General features: G+C 41.1%; 23 protein-coding genes. 2 read left to right on the top strand and 21 right to left on the bottom strand.

Annotated elements, in window-relative coordinates:
• Positions 1–8: 8 nt before the first annotated feature.
• From ACW6PM_RS01800 to ACW6PM_RS01765, 8 genes are all read right to left on the bottom strand, one after another.
• Positions 9–2,384 carry an ABC transporter permease gene (locus ACW6PM_RS01800; protein WP_456056027.1) on the bottom strand — a complete coding sequence of 792 codons (2,376 nt, stop codon included), beginning with the start codon at positions 2,382–2,384 and terminating at the stop codon, positions 9–11.
• A gap of 80 nt (positions 2,385–2,464) precedes the next feature.
• Positions 2,465–3,553, bottom strand: a complete 1,089-nt coding sequence (locus ACW6PM_RS01795; RefSeq protein WP_456056026.1) for an ATP-binding protein — start codon at positions 3,551–3,553, stop codon at positions 2,465–2,467.
• A complete protein-coding gene (locus ACW6PM_RS01790) occupies positions 3,546–4,208 on the bottom strand; it encodes a response regulator transcription factor (RefSeq protein WP_456056025.1) in 663 nt (220 codons plus the stop codon). Before ACW6PM_RS01790 ends, ACW6PM_RS01795 begins: the two co-directional genes overlap by 8 nt.
• A 15-nt stretch (positions 4,209–4,223) precedes the next feature.
• Positions 4,224–4,694 carry an N-acetyltransferase family protein gene (locus ACW6PM_RS01785; protein WP_456056024.1) on the bottom strand — a complete coding sequence of 157 codons (471 nt, stop codon included), beginning with the start codon at positions 4,692–4,694 and terminating at the stop codon, positions 4,224–4,226.
• Positions 4,695–4,741: 47 nt separating this feature from the next.
• The gene (locus ACW6PM_RS01780; RefSeq protein ID WP_456056023.1) at positions 4,742–5,707 is read right to left on the bottom strand and encodes a hypothetical protein; all 966 of its coding nucleotides are present in this window, start codon (positions 5,705–5,707) and stop codon (positions 4,742–4,744) included.
• A gap of 143 nt (positions 5,708–5,850) precedes the next feature.
• Positions 5,851–6,777, bottom strand: coding sequence for a SufB/SufD family protein (locus tag ACW6PM_RS01775; RefSeq protein WP_012743742.1), 927 nt, complete (start codon positions 6,775–6,777; stop codon positions 5,851–5,853).
• A gap of 1 nt (position 6,778) precedes the next feature.
• Positions 6,779–7,513: an ABC transporter ATP-binding protein gene (locus ACW6PM_RS01770; RefSeq protein ID WP_041254674.1), complete on the bottom strand. Its 735-nt coding sequence runs from the start codon at positions 7,511–7,513 to the stop codon at positions 6,779–6,781.
• Between the two features lie 193 nt (positions 7,514–7,706).
• The gene (locus ACW6PM_RS01765) at positions 7,707–8,264 is read right to left on the bottom strand and encodes a GNAT family N-acetyltransferase (protein ID WP_456056022.1); all 558 of its coding nucleotides are present in this window, start codon (positions 8,262–8,264) and stop codon (positions 7,707–7,709) included.
• A 242-nt stretch (positions 8,265–8,506) separates the two neighbouring features.
• Here ACW6PM_RS01765 and ACW6PM_RS01760 point away from each other — a divergent pair, with 242 nt between their 5' ends.
• The gene (locus tag ACW6PM_RS01760; protein WP_117715039.1) at positions 8,507–8,971 is read left to right on the top strand and encodes a DUF2798 domain-containing protein; all 465 of its coding nucleotides are present in this window, start codon (positions 8,507–8,509) and stop codon (positions 8,969–8,971) included.
• 59 nt (positions 8,972–9,030) lie between these two features.
• Here ACW6PM_RS01760 and trxA read toward each other — a convergent pair whose 3' ends face one another.
• The 4 genes from trxA to ACW6PM_RS01740 form a co-directional block, all read right to left on the bottom strand.
• Positions 9,031–9,339 (bottom strand): thioredoxin, encoded by a 309-nt coding sequence (gene trxA / locus ACW6PM_RS01755; RefSeq protein ID WP_456056021.1) that lies wholly within the window; start codon positions 9,337–9,339, stop codon positions 9,031–9,033.
• A 151-nt stretch (positions 9,340–9,490) separates the two neighbouring features.
• Positions 9,491–10,744 carry an aminopeptidase P N-terminal domain-containing protein gene (locus tag ACW6PM_RS01750; RefSeq protein ID WP_456056020.1) on the bottom strand — a complete coding sequence of 418 codons (1,254 nt, stop codon included), beginning with the start codon at positions 10,742–10,744 and terminating at the stop codon, positions 9,491–9,493.
• Positions 10,745–10,845: 101 nt separating this feature from the next.
• A complete protein-coding gene (locus tag ACW6PM_RS01745; protein WP_448754185.1) occupies positions 10,846–12,219 on the bottom strand; it encodes a TrpB-like pyridoxal phosphate-dependent enzyme in 1,374 nt (457 codons plus the stop codon).
• A 183-nt stretch (positions 12,220–12,402) separates the two neighbouring features.
• Positions 12,403–12,555, bottom strand: coding sequence for a M15 family metallopeptidase (locus ACW6PM_RS01740; protein ID WP_456056081.1), 153 nt, complete (start codon positions 12,553–12,555; stop codon positions 12,403–12,405).
• 147 nt (positions 12,556–12,702) lie between these two features.
• Between ACW6PM_RS01740 and ACW6PM_RS01735 the strand changes: the two genes are divergently transcribed.
• Positions 12,703–14,040 (top strand): SseB family protein, encoded by a 1,338-nt coding sequence (locus ACW6PM_RS01735; RefSeq protein ID WP_456056019.1) that lies wholly within the window; start codon positions 12,703–12,705, stop codon positions 14,038–14,040.
• A gap of 107 nt (positions 14,041–14,147) precedes the next feature.
• Here ACW6PM_RS01735 and ACW6PM_RS01730 read toward each other — a convergent pair whose 3' ends face one another.
• The 9 genes from ACW6PM_RS01730 to ACW6PM_RS01690 all read right to left on the bottom strand — a co-directional run bounded on the left by ACW6PM_RS01730 (position 14,148) and on the right by ACW6PM_RS01690 (position 22,123).
• Positions 14,148–15,686 carry a VanZ family protein gene (locus ACW6PM_RS01730; RefSeq protein WP_456056018.1) on the bottom strand — a complete coding sequence of 513 codons (1,539 nt, stop codon included), beginning with the start codon at positions 15,684–15,686 and terminating at the stop codon, positions 14,148–14,150.
• Between the two features lie 122 nt (positions 15,687–15,808).
• The gene (locus ACW6PM_RS01725; protein WP_456056017.1) at positions 15,809–16,036 is read right to left on the bottom strand and encodes a hypothetical protein; all 228 of its coding nucleotides are present in this window, start codon (positions 16,034–16,036) and stop codon (positions 15,809–15,811) included.
• A complete protein-coding gene (locus tag ACW6PM_RS01720) occupies positions 16,026–16,256 on the bottom strand; it encodes a hypothetical protein (RefSeq protein WP_022292871.1) in 231 nt (76 codons plus the stop codon). Before ACW6PM_RS01720 ends, ACW6PM_RS01725 begins: the two co-directional genes overlap by 11 nt.
• Before the next feature lie 161 nt (positions 16,257–16,417).
• Positions 16,418–16,810: a 30S ribosomal protein S9 gene (rpsI, locus tag ACW6PM_RS01715; RefSeq protein ID WP_012743748.1), complete on the bottom strand. Its 393-nt coding sequence runs from the start codon at positions 16,808–16,810 to the stop codon at positions 16,418–16,420.
• Between the two features lie 16 nt (positions 16,811–16,826).
• Positions 16,827–17,255, bottom strand: a complete 429-nt coding sequence (rplM, locus tag ACW6PM_RS01710; protein WP_012743749.1) for a 50S ribosomal protein L13 — start codon at positions 17,253–17,255, stop codon at positions 16,827–16,829.
• Between the two features lie 310 nt (positions 17,256–17,565).
• Positions 17,566–19,140 (bottom strand): MBOAT family O-acyltransferase, encoded by a 1,575-nt coding sequence (locus tag ACW6PM_RS01705; RefSeq protein ID WP_456056016.1) that lies wholly within the window; start codon positions 19,138–19,140, stop codon positions 17,566–17,568.
• 16 nt (positions 19,141–19,156) lie between these two features.
• The gene (locus ACW6PM_RS01700) at positions 19,157–20,392 is read right to left on the bottom strand and encodes a hypothetical protein (protein ID WP_456056015.1); all 1,236 of its coding nucleotides are present in this window, start codon (positions 20,390–20,392) and stop codon (positions 19,157–19,159) included.
• 118 nt (positions 20,393–20,510) lie between these two features.
• The gene (gene truA / locus ACW6PM_RS01695; RefSeq protein ID WP_456056014.1) at positions 20,511–21,254 is read right to left on the bottom strand and encodes a tRNA pseudouridine(38-40) synthase TruA; all 744 of its coding nucleotides are present in this window, start codon (positions 21,252–21,254) and stop codon (positions 20,511–20,513) included.
• A 35-nt stretch (positions 21,255–21,289) separates the two neighbouring features.
• Entirely contained in the window at positions 21,290–22,123 is an 834-nt protein-coding gene (locus ACW6PM_RS01690) for an energy-coupling factor transporter transmembrane component T family protein (protein WP_118083558.1), read from the bottom strand.
• Positions 22,124–22,169 lie beyond the last annotated feature (46 nt).

Genomic DNA, 22,169 nt, shown 5'->3' with positions numbered 1-22,169 from the left:
CTTTCCTCCTACTCGATATTCGATATATCGCTGCTCTTTATTCCTCTGATATTAAGTGCCGTAAGTCCCGATGCCGCAAGCGTCATCAAAAAGACGATGCCCGGATAGATCAGAAATATTTTCCATGGATCTATTACATATGATATTTTCGAGACTCCAAGCATACTATAGATTGGGTCATCAACCAGATGTGTTACCGGAACTGAGCATATCGCTGCAAGCAGCACCGCTATAAGCGTTACAAACCCGAATCGTGCGGTGTGCCACCTGATTATCCGATTGTCTGAAAAGCCTGTCGCTTTTAGTGTTGCGATCTGACTCTTTTCATCGCTGATAAACGATCTTTCCATCAGAACACAGATGAGAACTACCACGATCAGAGTTATCCCGAGGAACAAATACTGCACTGCCTCCATTGCAGATGCGCAATTCATGCTATCGTCACAGTATTCTGCGGCATTCATCACATCCTCATTGTCAAATAACTTCTTTATCTTTTCTTTTCGATTTTCAATTTCAGACGCAGACGGATCATCACTAAAATTGATCTGATATGCCGCCATGTTTGAAATATGCGCAAAGTCCGTAGGTGCGTCCTCATGTAGCCTTATTACTGCGCCAAGCTGGTTCATGCTCTGGAAATATGCCACAACAATACATTCCCTCTTCTCGGTTCCGTAATCGATAGTTACCGTATCTCCTATCTTTGCTCCGGTCATTTTAGCGATCGTCGGCGTTATCGCGATCTCATTTGCATTTTGCGGAACAAGCCCTTCGGTGTACTCATAATCCGAGGCTTTTGTATGAATGCCCTGTAAGCATACGATTGAGTAATCTTTTCCACCGGCACTCACACGATATTTATACTGCACCTCTGAGATTACCTTTGCAGGCATATCATTTTCTGCCAGAAGTTTTTCCGTGTCACTTAAATAGTTTTCCACACACTGCCGTCCATCCGCTGTCATGCTGCCCATCATCTCAGTCAGATCCGTATAATAAAGGTCGCTGCGCGAGGCTAATGTCGTGACAAGTGTGTCGCTTCTCATCGTAGATGTTGTGTTCACAAGCAAAAGCACCAGTACTGTGCATATAAAAAACGTAATGATTATCGTTGCATAGCGTCTTGGTGCGCTAAGTACATCATTTATGGCTAAAAATCTGCTTGTGCTACCACGGCTTTTTTCCAGACGAAGCGGTGATTTTCTGTTATATCGCTCTCCTGTCTGTCCGGAGCGTATAGCATCGATAGGTGATAATTTTTTTACAAGCTTTGTACATCTGAATGCAAAAAGCAGTATCGCTGCCACAACGATAAATGCGCCTGCCAGTTCCAAAGCATAATAGCTGTTTCCGCCTCCGAGCACCATATTACGGCTTACCGACTCTAGCATCATATTTGAAAACGGTATACTGCATATAAATCCCCCTATCGCCCCTGCTATCGCAAGAAGCAGATATTTTGCCATATAAAGTCCTCGTATATTTGTGCTTTTTATTCCTATCGCTTTTAGCACTCCGATTTCACGGAACTCCCCTGATATCGTAAATGTGATGGAAAATTTAAGCACGACAAACGAAACAAGCATCATGCATACGCTTAAGACCAGCATCAGAAATGCGACTATCATATCGATCAGATAGCACATTTTTATCATGGAATGAGTACCGGAAAATGTCACACCCTCTTCTCCCGATACCGCCGATGCAAGTTTTGATTCATCCGCACCACTTTTCAGATCTATATAATATATTTTTCCCTGCTGTACACCTTCTGCCGTATCCTCTGCCAGCTTTCCTTCGTCCTGCTTACTGAGTAAAAACCGGTTATTTCCCATCATACTTGAACCAAGCAGTGCATCCTTTGCCTCCCCATCAAGTATTACGGAAAGCTTTACATTGCCATATGTGATTGTAATCTTGTCCCCAGGATGTAGACCATTTTTTTGCATGAAATCTCCTGTCGCATATGCGTGTCCCGGCTCGATTGATGTTATCTTTTCATTTTTGCTGTCGAAGAATTTGAGCTTACTGTCCTCTATAGCCTGATACACAGTCGCATTTCTTGCTTCCAGTGCTTTTCCCTTCGTGTCAGTCAGATCCGATTTATTTCCGAACACTACGTTTTCTTTCCGATACTCTTTTACGTCCTCCTGCTCCTTTAACACATCCTTTATCGGATCATCCGTGTCCGTTCCCATCATGATAACGACATAATCCCCGACTCCTGCTTTTTTTAGAAAATAATCTGTGCCGTTCATGACTGCTGCCACATTGCTAAGACCGCTCGACACAAACATCGTTGCCAGAAGTATAAAGGCAAACAGGATTATGTTCATTGTCTTTTTTCTTTTCAGATCTTTTTTCAATATTCGAAAAAACATATTTTCTCCTCTCTGTAATATGTATTGTTACGTTGTATTCATATTACATGGGAAATTATTAAATAATCCTTAAATGCATTTTATACTTTATGGATTACTACTGTAGCAAAAAATTCATTCTCCTTTATTTCTGCAAATACCTCTCCGTCCATCATGTGCATAAGCTGTCTGCATATGTAAAGTCCAAGCCCTGAGCCTTTCGCATTTCCCACGTTGCTTCCGCGGTAAAATGAGTCAAAAAGATGAGGAAGTTCATCTTCCTTTAATGTGCAGCCGGTGTTTTTTACTGTGATAAGACAGCAGTCCTCCTCCGTGGAAAATGAAATCGTGATATATTTTCCGTCACCGTATTTTAAGGCATTTTCCATAATATTCTGCAACACCTCGATTAGCCTGTTGCTGTCTCCACACAGCAGACAGTCCAAGTAGCTTTCCACCTCAAATGCAGTATGCAGATTGGAAAGTTTGTCCGTATAATACGCATTTATATATTCCATCACAGATGACAGATAGACCTCGCCCATTTCTACCGTAAGGTTTAAAAATTTCTCCCTCGATGCAGCCATGATCTCGGTTACATATCCCTCCATCTCTGTTACGTTTTTGTCAATCCCTGCATATACCTGTGCTCTTTTTTCCGGTGTATCATAGAGATTTTCAGATAATGCTTTGTTGTACAGCCTTATAGCTGAAAGCGGAGTTTTAAGGTCATGTGCCAGTGAAAGTATAATCGTCTTTTTCTCTTTTTGAAGCTCCAGCTCCTTTTCCCTGCTGCTCTCTAAATTATCGCGCAGCATATCCATTCCCCATAGAAATCTGCCAAAGAATTTGCTCTTTTCTGCCTTGATAGGGACAGATAGATTTCCCTTTGCCAGTTCCTCCGTAAGCGACATCATCCTATGGAAAGGTTTTAATATCTTTTTTCCTATGTACATCACTAAAAAAACAGACAGCAAAAACATGATTCCCATGCCAACATTCATAAGGATCAATGTTTTGTGGTCTGTCTGTGTATAGATTACCTTGTATATTGTGCCTGTTGCTTCCTGAGTTCTACTTATTTCCGGCTCATTGATATGTGCCATGATAAAAAAGAGCACATTTGATATTGCGATCAGTATCAGCTCTATACCAAGGAATATCCCGGCAAATTTTCTGTATTTATTCATATCTGTATCCTGTTCCCCACACTGTTATGATGTGCTCCGGTTTCTTTGGTTCTTTTTCCGTTTTCTCGCGCAGCCACTTTATATGTACTGTCAGAGTCTGCGGCTCGGATTCGCTGTCGCTTCCCCATACACTGTTAAACAGATAATCTTTTTTGAGGGTAATGCCCTTATTCTCCACCAGAAGCCTCAGTAACTGAAATTCCTTTTCCGTGACGCTTACCGCTTTTCCGTCAACGGTCAGTGTCTGCGTTACCGTATTTAATTTGAGGTTATTGCATATGATCTCCTCGCGGGCATATTTGCGCTTGAATATACCGTTTATCTTTGCAATCAGTATATCCACATCAAACGGTTTGCTGATGTAATCATCCGCTCCTATCTGCAAGCCTTTAAGCGTGCTTTCCTTATCGGTTTTGGCACTTGCGATAAGGATATGTGTGTTAGAGGTCTCTCGTATCCTCGAGCAGACCGAAAAACCATCAAGTCCGGGCAAACCGATATCAAGCACCAAAAGCTTTGCTCCGTACTGCTCAAATATCGATAACGCCTTTTCCCCTGTATCTGCAAGGCTTACTGTGTAGTTTTCTCTTCTTAAGAAATCACACAGCAACGTTCCTATTTCTTTGTTATCCTCTACTATGATAATGTCTGGCATTGTTCCGCCTTTCTCCTATAAAATATACTCCATCTGGCGTTCCTTTGTCTTAAGCCCCATCTTCTCATAAAATTTCTCAGCAGATGTGTTTCCACTCCATACATTGAGGGTGACCTCGTAGCAGCCGAGACGCTTTGCCTCAATCTTTACATGTTCAAAAAGCTGCTCTCCGATATGCGCTCCTCTGGTCTTTGCATCTACACACAGATCATCTATGAAAAGTGATGTAAACGGCACCATGTTGTTGGAAAACGGCTGCTGTCTTATCTGACAGAATGCGTATCCCATGCAGATATCATCATCACCTGCCGCAACATATATCGGCTTTGTATCGTCCTTTATCATCTCTGCAAGCTCTTCATTTGTATATTTTGTCGTTCCCGGGATAAAAATATCCGGTCTGATATCGGCATGGATCTGAAGCACCTGCTCTAATAATTCAATAAGTCTTGGTATGTCTTTTTCCTGTGCCCTTCTAATATTCATTTTGAGAATCATCCTTCCTGTTGTGGTTAATGTATAGTTTTTATATTTCAAAATAAATCCAGCATATTATCGAGATAAATGTGCTCTCTGACATGTATCTGATACTGTGGCTTCGTCATATAATAAAGCAGAAATTCAAGTATCATGGCACTTCCTAGGCCTCTGCCCTCTATTTTAAAATTGCTAAAGCCCATCGGCAGATAAGTATTTTTTATATCGTCTACTCCTATAAATCCCGGATTTTCCATTGCCTTCGAAAATAGATATCCCTCGCCCGCATCAGGTGCCACGCAGTAATGCTCCGGGCAATCCTCGCCCAGATTTTTGCGGCTAACCGTCTCGTAGCATTTCTTCCTGTCCGTGCAGCCAAACCAACAGCACTCATTGCACAAAAATTCTACTTTATCCTTTTGATGTTGTGATAATGCTTTCAGTTTATCAAATGATTTGTTCAGCCTGAAATCCGGTACTACATAGCGGAAATCCTCTCTGTTTAGCTCATTTTCAAATTCACCAAAATCCGTCAGAACCTTTGTGGTTGAGGATATAAAATAAAAGCCGGGATAGTTTTCTTTTATATAATCAAGCAGAATATCTGAATAGATGATTATGCCGTTTCTACATTCCTTTACTTTTATGCGCTTGTTTATCCCGCTTATATCATTATCGTTTCCAAAGCCCCTGCTTCGCTCATTATCTCTGCCTATATCAAATATCCTGCACAGCTCGTTACATTTTTTGTCAGAAAGATGCTCCCTAGTAAGCAATGAATTGCTAAAGGTAAGTCTCGCGGATATCCCATATTCCTGCATCAGCTTAAGCACTTCCTCCGGATCATGCTCACCAAAACCGACACGGCCTCCGCCCCATACGCAGTCTGCCGGTGCTCCGTATATTGAACCTATTTCGCACCAGTCATAAAAATATTCACGGTGCTTGCGGTACAGTGGGAAAAATTCTTTGTATAATTCATAAAATTCAAACAATCCCGGTAGATGATAATACGCTTTCATTTTGACTCCTTATTTTAATCCGTACCAGACTATCAACAGACTCTAGTTTGCTTCTCCTAAATGTAAGTGTAAAATCCCGGAGCGTATTGTAGGCTTTGATAGCATATCAATATCACGCTCCGGGGGTTCTATTTACACCTGATTTAGTTTAAGAAATTCTGTATGATAACTTCCTCTGCCTCTTCCTCTGTAAGTCCGAGTGTGCGGAGCTTGAGAAGCTGCTCGTCGTTTATCCTGCCGATTGCAGCCTCATGGATGATAGCTGCATCAATATTTTTTGCCCTGATTTCAGGGATTGAACCGACCTCTGCATGATCCATGATGATAGAATCACACTGGATATGAGCCTGGCATTTGCTGTTGCCGATGGCGTTTGGATGGAAGGTCTGGACTGAGTTTCCTTTTCCTACTGATCTGGAAACAATCTGCGCAGAGCTGTCCTCTCCGTTTAACTGCACCTCGATGTTCGACTCCGCCTTCTGCTCTCCATCTGTCATGAGACGCTCTGTGACATAGAGCTTTGCGTCCTTTCCAAGCTCCACATTGGTCTCACGGACTGTCGAATCAACACCCTTTATCTGTGCTGTATCGAGTGTGAAAACAGAATTCTCTCCCACAAATATATTTGTTACAGGGTTGAGTACTCTCGCACCTGTTCCGTTTCCCTCGCCATAGTGCTTTTCCTCATAACGGACATTCGCATTTTTACCCACATGGAAGGTGTGGATACCATCGTGTCTGCTCTCGTTGCAGCCACTGTTGTGGATTCCGCAGCCTGCCACAATCCTTACATCTGCACCATCCTCCACATAGAAATCATTGTATACAAGGTCTGTCATGCCTGATTTGCTGAGCACTACCGGGATATAGACAGCCTCTCCGTCCGTTTTTCCATCAATATAAATATCAATGCCCGGCTTGTCTGTCTTTTTCTTAATCTTGATGTGCTCGCTGTCTCCGTGGCAGATTGATGTTCCGTTTTCACGCAGGTTAAAGGCACCGGTCTGACTGAATTTATTATCATTTATGACGTCCAATACGCCCTCTGTTACGTTGTCAAGCTTTACCATATTATGCTCTTCCCTCCAGTCTCTCTACACATTTGTGACATTTCTGTACACCATTGAGATAAGGCAGCACCTCGTCCTTTGTGCCGATTTTCTTGATTTCTCCGCCATCAATTATCATGATGCGGTCTGCCATATTGATGATTTTCTCCTGATGTGAAATCACTATGAGGCTCTGCTTTTTCTCAGTATGGATTTCCTCGAATTTCTGTATGAGCATTGAAAAGCTCCACAGATCGATTCCTGCCTCCGGCTCATCAAATATGCAAAGCGAATGCTCCTTGGCAAGCACTGATGCAATCTCAATACGCTTCATCTCTCCACCTGAGAGTGTGCCGTCAATCTGGCGGTAAATGTAATCCTTTGCGCAAAGTCCTACCGCGGTAAGAAGGTCGCAGCACTCCTTGTCTGAAAGCTCATCCTTTGCGGCGAGCTTGAGCAGCTTCATGACTGTCATTCCCTTAAATCTCGGTGGCTGCTGGAATGCAAAGCCTATTCCCGCATTTGCCCTGTGATTGATGTCGAGCTCTGTGATATCCTGTCCGTCAAGTATGATCTTTCCGCTGTCCGGTGTCTGGATACCTATCAAGGTCTTTGCCAGAGTAGATTTTCCACCTCCGTTTGGTCCGGTGATGACAAGCATTTCTCCGTCCTCTACCTGAAATGATATATTGTTCAGAAGGCATTTCTTTCCGCCCTCATCATCTACGTTTAAAGTTAAATTTTCTGCTTTAAGCACGATTTTCACCTCATTTTTATTTATGATACAGCATAAAATCCTTCTCCTGCTGTTCTAATTACTTTTTCCGTTTACCGTTCATACATCAGTATGCCCGGCAACGATTACAGTATAACATAATAGTAAAGGTTTACAAGGGATAAACTCTCTGGTACTCGCTAAAATACATATTGGGCACGCATAAACGGTTTGCTTATCTATTAATTTCCCTTATCATTGAATACTCATTGCACAAGGTGCCATCCTTTTGTCTGATAGAATTGAATTTTATGCCAGTTATCCTAAATCCCATTTTCTCATAAAGTGCTCTCGCCCTGCTATTGCCCTCGATAAAATCCAGTTCCATCTGCATTATCTTTGGATTGTTTTCTACTATTTTTATCATTTCCCGGAACATTTTCGTTCCGATTCCCTGATTCCAGAATTCGCTCAGCAAGCCGATTGCCACACTTGCCCTATGCCCGGTTTTCACGCGGTTATTCCACCAGACCATGCAATTTCCGGCAATTTTTCCACCTGCTTCACAAACCAGCAGTGCCTGTGTACCTGACGAATTGCAGCTATTTATGAATTCAATCTCCTGCTCGATGGTCTGTGTCTCACATTCTTCCGGTGTCCTCAGTAAGAAATCCGTTTCGCTTGTTGATTTTTTCATGTACTCTATAAGAGCTTTGGCATCCTTTTCATTTGCACTTCGCAAAATGGCAGTTCTGCCATCTTTCAATTTAAATTCGATATCTTTTATTGTCATATTATTTAGTACCAACTTCCTATTGATTTTTATATTCTATCTGTGATAAACTATCGACAATTAATGGTAGTTGCAGCTTAGACAGAGCGAGACGAAAGTTTCCCTCTGTCTATTTTTTTGTGCTTTTACACGCATGAAGGCTTGTATACACTTCATGCCTTTTTCTATCGCAGCTATCAAGAGCCTATTGTAACGACTCGTTACAGCTATATTTATTTACATAACAGGAGGATTTAAGAAAAATGCCAAAAAACAGATTACAGGAAACAATTTTTACCATCATGATGGTGCTTGTCATGGTTTATGCCATGATATGCTACAATATTGCCCTTGAAACAGGCGGTATGAAGAACTTTGTTTTTAAGGCCGCATTAGGCGAATTTCCTATCATGATTGTTGCCGGTTTTATCCTTGATACGTTCATTGCCGGACCACTTGCCAAAAAATGCGCTTTCAAAATCGTCACACCAGGAAAGGACAGACCTATTGCTATAATCCTTGCAATTTCTGTCTTCTCAATCTGGTTCATGTGCCCTATGATGAGCTTTATCGCTACCATCCTTTTCAATGGTGGTTTTAATTCACAGATATTTGCGACATTCTGTGAGCTCGTCGTAAGAAACTTTCCAATGGCCTTCTTCTGGCAGCTCTTTGTTGCCGGACCACTTGTTAGATTCATCTTTGGAAAAATTTTCCGAGAGAACTAATCTAAAATGTAAAACCGGGCACAATAGCCTGCCCGGTTTACACTATAGAATACTCCCTCTTAGAATACTCCCTCTATAAAGCCTTTCATATCGTCCTTAGACACAAGGCCTATCTGCTGACCTGCAACCTGACCTTCCCTGATTGCAATAACAGCCGGAATATTCATTATACGATACTCTCTTGCCAAATCAGGATTCTCGTCCACATCAATATTGTAAAACTCCACATCTGTGATTTCATCAGAAAGCTGCTCCATCACCGGCGCAAGCATCTTGCATGGGCCGCACCACTCTGCCGAAAAATCAACAATGATAGCCTTATTATTTTTAACCTGTTCAAATTCACTGCCATTAATCTTCTTTACCATAGTTGTTCTCCTTTCATCTGTCGAACGAATTATTTTCGTTGCACCTATACAGCAATTAATAATAACTGCTGTACTAGCACTACTATAATACATAAATCAGATTATGTCACATAAAAATATTATAAACCGCAAAATTTATCATTTACCACGATTAATTCTTTTTGTACTCTGCCATGTAGGCCTCTATATCCTCAGTGGTTCTGATGATATCCTCCGACAGACACACTGCACCGTCCTCGGTGATAAGCACATCATCCTCAATCCTGATACCAATTTCCCATTCATCTATATACAGCCCCGGCTCGTCACTGATGATTGCTCCCGGACGAAGCCTGCTGTTTGAGTCAACTGTCACGTCATGCACATCAATTCCCAGATGGTGTGACACGCCATGCATGTAATACTGTGAAATCTCTACAGAGTTCTTTATAAGTCCAAGCTTCATAAGCCCGTCTGCAAGCACATCCTTACATACTTCGTTTAATTCCTTAGTAGTCATTCCCGGCTTTGCAACCTCGACAATCTTTCGGTTTGCAGCAAGCACAATATCATATACCTGTTTCTGGCGCTCGGTGAACCTGCCATTTACCGGATATGTTCTCGTAATATCCGAATTGTAGCCATCTATTCTGGCTCCAAGGTCAAGAAGCACCAGTGTTCCATCCTCCATCGTCTCACGATTTGTGTCATAGTGAAGCATTGTTCCATTCATTCCGCTTCCGGCGATTGTAGGAAAAGCTGTCCACTCTGCCCCACCGCGTCTTATGATATATTCAAAGTCTGCCTGTGCCTGATATTCCTTCATGCCCGGCTTTAAATTGGCCATCACATTGCAGAGTCCGTCCTTTGTGAGAGCGATTGCCTTTTTGGTCAGCTCAATCTCATCCTTATCCTTCTGCATACGCTCCTCTGCCACAAGTGGGAAAAGATTCTTCACAGCAACTCCCGGATAGTCTGTCCGAAATTCATTGGCTTTTACCACATTGTAATCCGGCAAATCCGCTTTCTGGTGACGATACGTGTCAAAATATGCAGTATATACATCCTCACGCGTCATTATCCTGTCCAGCGTGCTCTCAAGCTCATAAATGTATTCTATCTCATCAATTCCTGATATTTCCTCGGCTTCCTCCACAGTCACTTTCCTGCCGTACCAGCGCTCCATCGTAGGGTCTGCCTCCTCTATGAAGAGCATCGTCTTAGCAGGCTCTACACATTTATCCAGGACAAGGACCATGTTGTCACGTCTAAGTCCGGTCAGATAGAAGAAATTGCGGTTAGCCTGTGCTGTAAATAAATCATACTCATCTGCGCTCACATGGTGCTCGATGCCTGAGTACAGTATTGCTATAGAATTGTCCTCCATCTTGTCTAAAATTCTTTGTCTTCTGCTTTCAAAATCCATTATTATCGCCTCTTATTTCTTTTATATAGATACCATTATATATAGATATCAATCACTCATTCCCTTATTCTTGCTTCAAACTCCATCCTATGATCCGTCAATCAATCTACAACTGGAAGCTTCGCTAAACTCTTTGCGATTTCCTCATCTGTCGGAATATAATCTGACATCTCCCCATCATTGTACTTCTGATAAGCATACATGTCAAAGTATCCCGTTCCGGTAAGACCAAATACGATATTTTTCTCTTCTCCTGTCTCTTTACATTTAAGTGCCTCATCGATAGCAACTTTTATCGCATGGCTGCTCTCCGGTGCCGGAAGTATTCCCTCGACTCTTGCAAAGGTTTCTGCCGCCTTAAATACCTCTGTCTGCTCTACACTTCTTGCTTTTACATATCCGTCATCATAAAGCTGTGATACTATAGAGCTCATACCATGATAACGAAGCCCTCCTGCATGGTTTGCAGATGGAATAAATCCGCTGCCAAGTGTATACATTTTAGCGAGTGGACAGATTTTTCCTGTGTCACAATAATCATATGCATAGCGGCCGCGTGTAAGGCTAGGACATGATGCCGGTTCAACCGCAATGATCTCATAATCAGCCTCCCCACGGAGCATTTCTCCTGCAAATGGCGAGATAAGTCCACCAAGATTTGAACCGCCTCCTGCACAACCGATGATCATGTCTGCTTTTACTCCATATTTATCAAGTGCAGCCTTTGTCTCAAGTCCGATCACAGTCTGATGGATAAGTACCTGGGAAAGCACTGATCCGAGTACATATCTGTAACCCTCCTGTGTTGTGGCAGCTTCTACCGCCTCTGATATGGCACAGCCAAGGCTTCCTGTTGTTCCCGGGAACTCTGCGTTTATCTTTCTTCCTATCTCAGTATTCATTGATGGGGATGGTGTGACCTGTGCTCCGTATGTTCTCATAACTTCACGTCTGAACGGCTTCTGCTCATATGAAACCTTTACCATATATACCTGACAGTCCAGATCAAAGTATGAACACGCCATAGAAAGTGCTGTTCCCCACTGACCTGCTCCGGTTTCTGTGGTAACACCTTTAAGTCCCTGCTTCTTTGCATAATAAGCCTGTGCTATAGCAGAGTTTAATTTGTGGCTTCCGGATGTATTATTTCCCTCAAATTTATAATAAATATGTGCCGGTGTTCCGAGCTTTTTCTCAAGACAGTATGCACGCACAAGTGGTGATGGACGGTACATTCTGTAAAAATCCCTGATTTCCTGTGGTATGTCAAAATACGGCGTTGTCTCGTCAATCTCCTGTTTTGCAAGCTCCTTGCAGAAAATCGGTGAAAGCTCATCAACAGTTATCGGTTTTAATGTGGCGGGATTTAATATCGGTGCCGGTTTGTTTTTCATATCGGCACGGACATTGTACCACTGCTTTGGCATTTCACTCTCTTCAAGATATATTTTGTATGGTATTTCTTTGCTCATTATGATTCCCTCTCTTTTCCTTTAATGGATATAATTTTATCCTATGATACATCTACGTTATCATAACCAAGCTGTTTTTACAATCATATATTTGCGCTCATATATTATTGTCCACGATTACTTTGTAAGTTTCTTTTTGCAGTATTTATATGCACCACAATAATGGCATTTTAATTTACGTTTTCTTCAGATAATCTTCTTCTTATAATCTTTTGAGTTTACCCAATCGCCTCCCCAGGTGAAACCATGAACTTTAAATAGCTTGTAACACAAATCATTATGATCTATTTTGTGTGGGAAATTCAGACTTCTGTCAACATATGGCGCATAGCTTGACAGCGCAGTGTCAAGCTTGCGTGTGAACAGTAATGCGTTTTTCGATGGAATAATATTTTTTTCAGAAAGACCTTGATAAACCTGTTCTCATCATAGATAATATTTTATAAAGATACAACATAAATTTTTATTTAAGGAGTTATAAAGATTATGTTTTTTAAAAAGGAAAAATCTAAACAGCAGGAAAAAAGCGACTTCTATCTTGGCGTGCAGAAAATTTTTCGTATAGAAAATTCTGCCGATTTATTAGCTGCCGGAAAAGTAAACGGAACTATTTATAAAGGTGCTGCCATCTACATCACAAATCCCGGAGAAGATAGTGAACTGACTGAACTTACAACTGTCACTGAAATTATTATCAATAATAATTCCGTTGATATTGCGGCAGACACTTTTGTCATTGTAAAGCTTGAAGCAGGAAGTAAACTCCAGCTTAAACCCGGCTCTGTATTATTAACACGAAATGTATCAGTAAAAAATGTTCATGATGCATATATCTATGCACTTGGCGAATCCTATATCAGTACAAAAAAGATGGAACTTACTGATATCGACTATGACAATATGAGTCTTACTGATCTGGCCGAATTAAGAAGATTATTCTGCTGGCTGATCGAACAAAAGAAGACTCAGGAAACAGAAGAAATCAAAGCCTTTAATAAAAAAACACTGGATTCCATCTCACATCATATGTGCAGCCGCATTTTATCATCTCAGGAAATCTATACTGTAATCCACAAAAAAACCGGGGAACCTTTTATGATGGCACAGGTCATAAAACAACCGGATCAATATTTAACTACACCACCTGATATCATGCTCATACCAAAAGCATATATTGATATTATTAAAAATCAATATAATCCTGATGTTTTTGACATTGTAAAAATAGAAAATGGTTCAGACAAAAAAGGCATATACAATTTCCTTGGAAGTACATTTTATCTGAATGGTGCCTGTGGCGTGAAAGTTATCTATGATAATTTTTCTATTGACGCATGTATGCTTGTTGAAAAACCTGATTACAGTAATCTTCCACCCATCCAAAGACCGGTAACTAACCCCGATGTTGAACGTTGGCTCCTGTTACTAGGACAAATGAATGAGCCAAAAACAGATGACGAAAAACTCATATACAACATATTTTATGGTCACCTGTTCCGCGAACTTGCCAGTGCAAATTTCATCATTCCGATGAAAATGAATGCCAAAATGGCTCCGCCTGATGAAAATGGTAAAACCGTAATAACAGAAGGCTCCACAATGGAATTACCAACCAAAAATGGTAAAAATGGAAGAGATGCTGTCTGTATGTTTACGGACTGGAAACGCCTTCGCATGAATTACAAAGAATCTGATGGATGGGATGGTTTGATCCAGCCTATCAGCGGTATGATAGAAAAATTTGACTGCGCCATAAATGCTACTGAATATTTATCTGCCGGCTGCTATATAGACAAAGATTTCTATGATGCCAATATAAAATAAAGATACCCCAAAAAACAAAACTTTCTCAACCAATATTTGGTTGAGAAAGTTTTGTTTTTTACCAGACCTAATACAGCTGTCAGTTAATTTTTGTAAGTTATTCCTCCCTAAATTTCCATAGCATCTACCATTATACTTATTTCTCTCTTGCCTGTATCCTGATTTGCATTTGCCACAAACTCATAAACCGGACGATAATATCCCTTCGAATCCGGTGTGTAACTTATCTTCACTGATTTTACAACTAAATCAGATAATTGTTCATCCTTATCATAATCCGGGAAATAAAATTTTCCTGCACATAGCCTGTCATAAGCCTCTTTTTCTGAAATAACATCTACCTTTTTATAAGGCGTATATTTTATCATGGAGTCTCTGAAATTTTCAATTTTACCTGACGAATTAATACAACATTCTATCGTTCCCTTATAATACAAGCCATCGTCAAGAATTTCTCCATCGTTTGTAAACCTATAGTTTCCTGCATCATATTCCTCGATTGGTGCAAAAACTGCGTTTTCGGGAATAACCACTCCTAGATTTTCCAGCTTTTCTCTGACAAATTCCTCTGAAAGTCCAGCGTCAGCATACGAATTTTCATCATCTATATTTGAAAAATCCGTGAAACTTACTGTTGGTCCTTCGTAATCGCACCAGATACTCAGGTTACTACCCTCATCATCAAGGCTGGTACTGTAAAAAATAATAGTATCATCATATATGTCTGTTTTTGAGTCATCTATTAAAACACCATACTTTGAAAAGTACCCGTCGGCAAGCTCCCTCGCCTCATCTTCTGTAGCCCTGTGAATTGTGTATACATCAAGCGGATCTGCCTCATCTGCCAGACTCACACCATCTGCCATCGAGACATCCACATTTTGATTTGAAAGATTATCGATTGAAAGATTACCATATTCCATACTATTGTATACAATAAAAACAGCTGCAAAAGCTATAATTGTAAACGCAAGCGGAAGCTGTGCCACCAGACATTTTCTTATGGAAATGTTCTGTCTTTCACAAACATTTTCATCATGTGCCACTCCACTGACCTCATTTGTATTATCTTGGACTTTCTTCCTTGAACAGACTGCCACAAATATCAGTCTTGCAACCGAAAATAATCCATATCCGATCATTGCACCTATCGTATTATTTATGATATCGTCAGTTTCAAATACACCTCGTCCCGTGATAAGCTGCACAACCTCTATAAACAGTGCAAACCCAAACCCGCACAAATATATTTTCCACGCTCTTTTAATCTTTCCAAAACAAATTGGTAGTAAAAATCCAAACGGCACGAACATACATATATTAAGTATCAGATTTCTCCATTCCTGTGCACTAAAATTGTACCAGGCCTCTTTGTATGAAGAAAATGGTTTAAAGTTAGCCCGGTACTCAAATCCCCCAAAACCAATACCTCCTCTTAGCAATGTCACATAAAGGACAACAACAATGTATACTGCAAGTACACACACCAGTCCTATTCTGCCAATTGAAATCTGTTTTTTCCCATGCAATATTTTTTTATAAATCATTTTGTAGCCTAAAAGCCAGATTATTGCCAAAAAAGCCACTACAATAGTGGCAAAAATAATGGCAGACTTTCCTAATCTCATAATATCTGATATTCTCATTACATTCTCCTCATACACTGCATTTTATTCATCTATATACAAATTTTAAAGCTGCGTGTCTCCGTTAAAAGTTTATTATTCTACGTCTTTAACCACTTGCTGCCTGATGAATATATACGTTTCTAAAAAATCTTTATAAAATTGGTACCATATACATTGGAATATAATAAATTCCGTTTTCTCATCCGATCAACCAAAACAGCCGCTTCCATATTATTCATTCCCGTAGTCGCAACAACATCATCAGCATTAGTATATTTACCAACTTTATCAAAAAAGGCTGTTATTGTACTTTTCCCCGAACCATTAGGTCCCGCTAATACAAGAATCATCGGTTTTTTATTCTGCATATTTTCTTTCCCCATTTGCATACTCTACATAAGCCTGTTTCTTTTCATTGTCATAACCAGCTATAGGTTTTTTACATATTTTCGCTTTATTTATTGCTGCCTTAACAGCTTCAACTGCCCTTTCGTCCATTTCATTATCCGATTCTGTCAATGTACTCTTCTCTTCTTCTCTAGATACAACTTTTATAATTCTACCACTTTTGGTGCTCACAGTTGTCATATAATCACTCCCTCTGTTTTGATTAATATTAAAATATATTCTCTCTTATACTTGTTTACTTTTTATTATAATATTTATTTTATCATAGTTCACACAAAAAAACACCCCAGAACCGAAGTTCTGAGGTGTAATATACTTTTGATATTCTCTTTTCCGAAAGACTATCTCTTTGAGAACTGAGGAGCTCTACGAGCTGCTTTGAGACCGTATTTCTTACGCTCTTTCATACGTGGATCACGTGTTAAGAATCCAGCAGACTTAAGAACTGGTCTGTACTCTGAATCTACCTGAAGGAGTGCACGAGCGATTCCGTGACGGATTGCTCCGGCCTGTCCTGTGTATCCACCACCACGAACGTTAACTAAAACGTCGAACTTATCAACTGTCTCAGTTGCAACTAATGGCTGGCGAACAACTACCTTTAATGTCTCAAGACCAAGGTACTCATCGATATCTCTTTTATTGATTGTAATCTTTCCTGTTCCAGGTACTAAATATACTCTAGCAACAGATGATTTTCTTCTTCCTGTTCCGTAATACTTTGTAGTAGCCAATTTACTTTACCTCCTATTAAAACTCTAATGTCTCAGGCTTCTGAGCTGCATGTTTGTGATCTGGTCCAGCGTATACGAATAACTTTGTATACATCTGACGTCCAAGAGGTCCCTTTGGAAGCATTCCCTTTACAGCGTACTCGATAACGCGCTCTGGATGCTTGTTCATCATCTCTCTTAATGTTGTCTCTTTCATACCACCGATATAATCTGAGTGATGATAGTAAATCTTCTGGTCTAATTTCTTACCAGTAACCTTAACCTTGTCAGCATTGACAACGATTACATAATCACCTGTGTCAATGTGTGGTGTAAAGATTGCTTTATTCTTTCCTCTTAATACTTTAGCAACTTCTGATGCTAAACGTCCTAATGTCTTACCTTCAGCGTCTACTACGTACCATTTTCTGTCGATTGTAGCAGGACTAGCCATAAATGTTTTCATCGGTTTTCCTCCTTAAATGATTCGATTACTTTTAATGCCGATGCCTCTTGAAATCGCGTATGTCCGGACGCCACTTCCTGTTTGACATCTTATAGTCCTCTGTTCCATCTCAGATGACTATCATTATCTATACTAAATGGTTGCCGGGGCTTTGGCTTCCATTTATCTACTTTTACAGACCTAGATATTATACTTGCGTAACCGGCTGTTGTCAAGTGCTTTTTACTCTTATTTCCAGCTTTTTATTTAAACTTTTTATTATGCTTTTTCTTGAAACTTTTTCTTCAAACTTTATCTTTAAACTTTTTCTTTAAAACTGCATATATACAAAATCCGCCGGATTTACGCCCGGTCCGTAGTAACCGAATATTATTACTATAAAGATGCCAAGATATATTATCGCCCAGCGAAGCGGCAGCTTTCTTGAAAGTATGAAATCGCGCATGTCGAGCTTTTTATTTTCCTCAACGAAGCTGATGAAGAACCACAGCAGCGTACATATTATAAGTAAAATTATATCGTATTCGTCCAGTCCGCATGAACCGAGATTCAAAATGATGTTGTTTATTCCAAGCTCGCTGATATGAAAATCCGTGACTGATTTAAAAAGCATATGAAATGCTGTCGACGCATTTGCCGCTATGTCAAAATAGTAGCCTACCAGTATGAGCATAAAGGTCCAGAGCACTGATACAATCGTTGCAAATATGCCCTTTTCCCTGAGGCCGGTCAGCTTAAAAAAGCCGCCTGCCACCTTTTTGTTTACCGGAGCAAAAAGCTCTGCAAGCATGATGACAATGCCGTTCCAAAGTCCGAAATACAGGTATTTCATATTGGCACCGTGCCACACTCCGATGACGATAAATGTGATGACACTAGCGATGCAGCCCGGAAGCACCTTGCTGATATGCGCACCAAATCTTGGCTTTAGCCATTTGCCAAAATTCAGGAAACGCTTTGAGATTGAAAGCGGGTAGAAAATATAGTTTCTGCACCAGTCTCCCAAAGTCATATGCCAGCGGTGCCAGTACTCAGTGAGCGAGCGCGAAAAATACGGATGGTTGAAGTTTGTTGACATTGTTATGCCAAACATCTCTGCAATACCGCGCACTATATCGATTCCTCCCGAGAAATCCGCATATAGCTGCAGCGCATACACTACTGCCGCAAAAAATACATAGGTGCCCGAAAAATCCATCGGCTTATCCATTACAAAATTGATGATATTTACCGCACGGTCTGCTATCACAAGCTTTTTCATGACTCCCCAGAGCACCAGAAGCGCACCCTTTTGCAGATTTAGAAGGCGCAGGGAATGTCCCTCGTAGAGCTGGTTTGCAAGCTTATCATATATCGCAATCGGTCCCTGTATGATCTGAGGGAAAAATGATACAAAAAGTGCTACCTTAAGGAAATTCTTTTCAGGCTCGACAATTTCCCTGTATACGTCCATCACATAGCCCATGGACTGGAAGGTGTAGAAGGATATGCCAAGCGGAAGCAAAAGTCCAAGCTCGCCCGCATATGGTATATATTTAAGGAATGCCAGAATGCCAAAATTGCAAAGCAGCGCAAAAAGCATGACTGCCACTCTCTTTTTTCTGCCCTTTTCCTTGTATTCCTTTCTGGTCTGCCTGTCCCAGTCCTCCTTGTGGCTTTTTACGATGGCATTCTGCTTCTTTAGCAGCTTGTCAATCCATATTGTTGAGCCATAGGTGGTGCATATTGTAAAAATGATAAACAGCACATACCACTTACATATAATCACATAGTATGCCATGCTTCCCGCCAGAAGCACATACCAGCGGTATTTCTTCGGAAAGCAATAATATAGTACAAGCAGGGCGATTACAAATATCGCATATTTTAATGAAATCAGTTCCATTTTATTTACTCCAAATCTATTTTTTAACCGGGTTATTTATCGCCTTGACAGGCTTTGCGTCGTTGTTCGTATCTGCTACCTTATTGGTCGCAAGGCTTGACGAAAAATTATAAGGCAGATAAACGGACATCTCAAAATAATGATTGCCAAGACTCAGGTCCGTATCCTTTGCACAGGCACTTATCACCTTGTCAGCGCGCCTTGCGCACTCGCCCCATGCACTCTGAAGCTTTGGGGAGTGCTCTGCAGGCAGCCTGTAATTATCAGACAGATATTTTCCCATAAATGCAGTGAATTTGCGGCTTCCATTTATATTCAGGTGCTCTGAATTGTAGAAATCATTCCTCTCATTGATTCCTATAAATTCCTTATCACCTTCGAAGCTTTTAAAATCATAGCCATAGGACTCCACAAGCTCCTTTACATCACAAAGCACCTGCGGATTCTTTACCTCCTTCTCATGAGGGAACCTCGCAAAAAGCACCTTTTCCACGCCCTGTGCTTTACAATACTCAAGCAGATCCGTCATATACGCTCTGCTCTTTTCGGTAAAATAGAGCTTTTTCTGCTTGCCCGAAGGACAGTCGGAATATTTTGCAATAGATGAAAAGCCCTTCATACATGATGATTTTGCAAAATACATTCCAACTCTTGTGGCAAAGGTGTGTGCACACTTGTCTATATCCTTCCAGTTGCTGTGATACAGCTTAAAAGGATTTGTAAAGTTGTCCTGCTCATCCCTTGGCACAATCTCTTTTATTGTATCAAGCCGGTTTTCCTCATTGTGGATATTGTCTATCCAGCTATGCAGCTTTACCGACCTGTCATAATAGCTGTCCTTTTGTAAAAAGCCATTCACCTCAAACACCACAACCCTCGGATGCTGTCTGGTGAGAGCTTCCCTGAGCATTGATTTGTACAGGCTGCCGGGCGCTCCGGATACCCCCAGCGAGTATGATGTGTATCCGTAATTCTTCCAGGCCTCGGTTGCACTGTAATCGGCGTATACCTCGCTGGCTCCTATCATCATCACATCAATTGTGTTCTTCGGCTCCTTATAAAAGCCCTCTATGGTCGCAATATTGACAGCATCTGTCATCTTAAAAAATGTCGAGACAAACGAAAACAGCACAACAAATACCAGGGCAAACGCTCCTATACGGATTACTCCGCGGTGTCTGCCTTTTCCTTTGTCTGTGCTGTTTATAGCTTTATTTTTTATAATTTTCTCTTTTACTTTTGTAAATCTCATAACCGTCTTCATCTCCAAGCTTCTTTTTACCGTACTGTGTCTTATCAGTAACGACATTATAGCCTATTATTGAAGCTAAAAACGGATATTCCAAAAATCTTAATACAATATTAAAAATCTAAAGCGGTTTCTCGTACCCCAGTCCTATCATTGTAAGCCCATGTGCCGGGGCTGTAGGACCGGCTGCTGACCTGTCTGTCGCAGCTATTATACGCTTCATCTCATCGGCAGGCATATCACTTCCGCCTATCTTCACAAGCGTTCCTGCAATTATGCGCACCATATTGTACAAAAAGCCGTTTCCTGTCACGCGTATTGTGATGATGTCACCGGTCTTTGACACCGTACAGTCATATATCGTGCGGACTGTGGTCTGTGCCTGCGAGTTTGCCGAGCAGAAGCTTGCAAAATCATGCTCTCCGATGAGATATTTTGCGGCCTCACTCATCTTTGCTGTGTCAAGCGGATAATGATAGAAATATGTGTCAAGCCTACGTGTCGGATTTCTGAACCTTGCATTTAGTATGCGGTATTCATAGGTTTTGCGGCTCTTTGAGAAGCGTGGATGAAAATCAGCGCTCACCTCACAGGAATCAACCACCACTATGTCCTCCGGCAGCTTCTGGTTCAGCGCATACGATATCTTTTCCGCCGGCATGCGGGTATTGGTGTCAAACATGCACACATTTCCCAGCGAGTGCACTCCCGCATCGGTGCGGCTTGCTCCTGTCACCTTTATATCCTCCTTTAACAGGCGGCTCAGGTGCTCGTTTAATACCTGCTCAATTGTGATGCCGTTTGGCTGTATCTGCCAGCCGCAGTAATTTGTGCCATCGTAGGCTACAATCATTTTTACACGCATATATCTCTCCTGTTTTGTCTGCACTATCTATTTCACTATCTGAAAATAAGATTGCCCAGATTCACCGGCAGAAAAATTCTAAGCACTATCACAACCGCTAAGAATGCAAATATGAAAAGATATGCGATTTTATCATCCTTTTCATATACGAGTGGCTTCATCTTTGTCCTGCCCTCTCCACCATTGTAGCATCTGGCCTCCATGGCCATTGCGAGGTCATCCGCACGCCTGAATGCCGATACGAAAAGAGGCACTAAAAGAGGCACCATGCTCTTAGCTCTTTTTATGATATTTCCATGCTCAAAATCAGCTCCTCTTGCCATCTGTGCTTTCATTATTTTATCCGTCTCCTCAATAAGGATTGGAATAAAACGAAGCGCTATCGACATCATCATGGCTATCGCATGCACCGGAACATGTATTTTGTTTAAAAAGCCCAGTGATTTCTCAAGACCGTCCGTGAGCTGGTTTGGTGTGGTGGTGAGCGTCATGAGCGAGGTTCCTATGATGAGCAGCACAAGTCGTATCATCATGGTTGCTGCATTTATCAGTCCGGTGTCCGAAATGTGCAGTATACCGTACTCCCAGATTGTGTACTCTCCCTGTGTGAAAAATACGCTGAAGCAGGCTGTAAAAAGGAGCAGTATTATAATGGATTTGAGTCCCTTTACCATGAACTTAAAGGGTACCTTCGAAATCTTTATAACTGCTGCCAGTGCGGCAACTATAAACAGCACACCGGCTATTCCCTTGTAGGAAAACAGCGCAATTATATATATAAGTGTTGCGAAAAGCTTTACTCTTGGGTCCAGTTTATGTATTGGCGACTGCGCCGGATAATACTGGCCTATGGTAATATCACGAATCATTTTTGTATTCCTTCCTCATGTTTTGTATCAAAATGGCAGCATTGGT

This window comes from Agathobacter sp. (genome assembly GCF_977054825.1).
The sequence above is the reverse complement of the archived record's forward strand: the minus strand, read 5'-3'. Positions and strand labels throughout refer to the sequence as shown.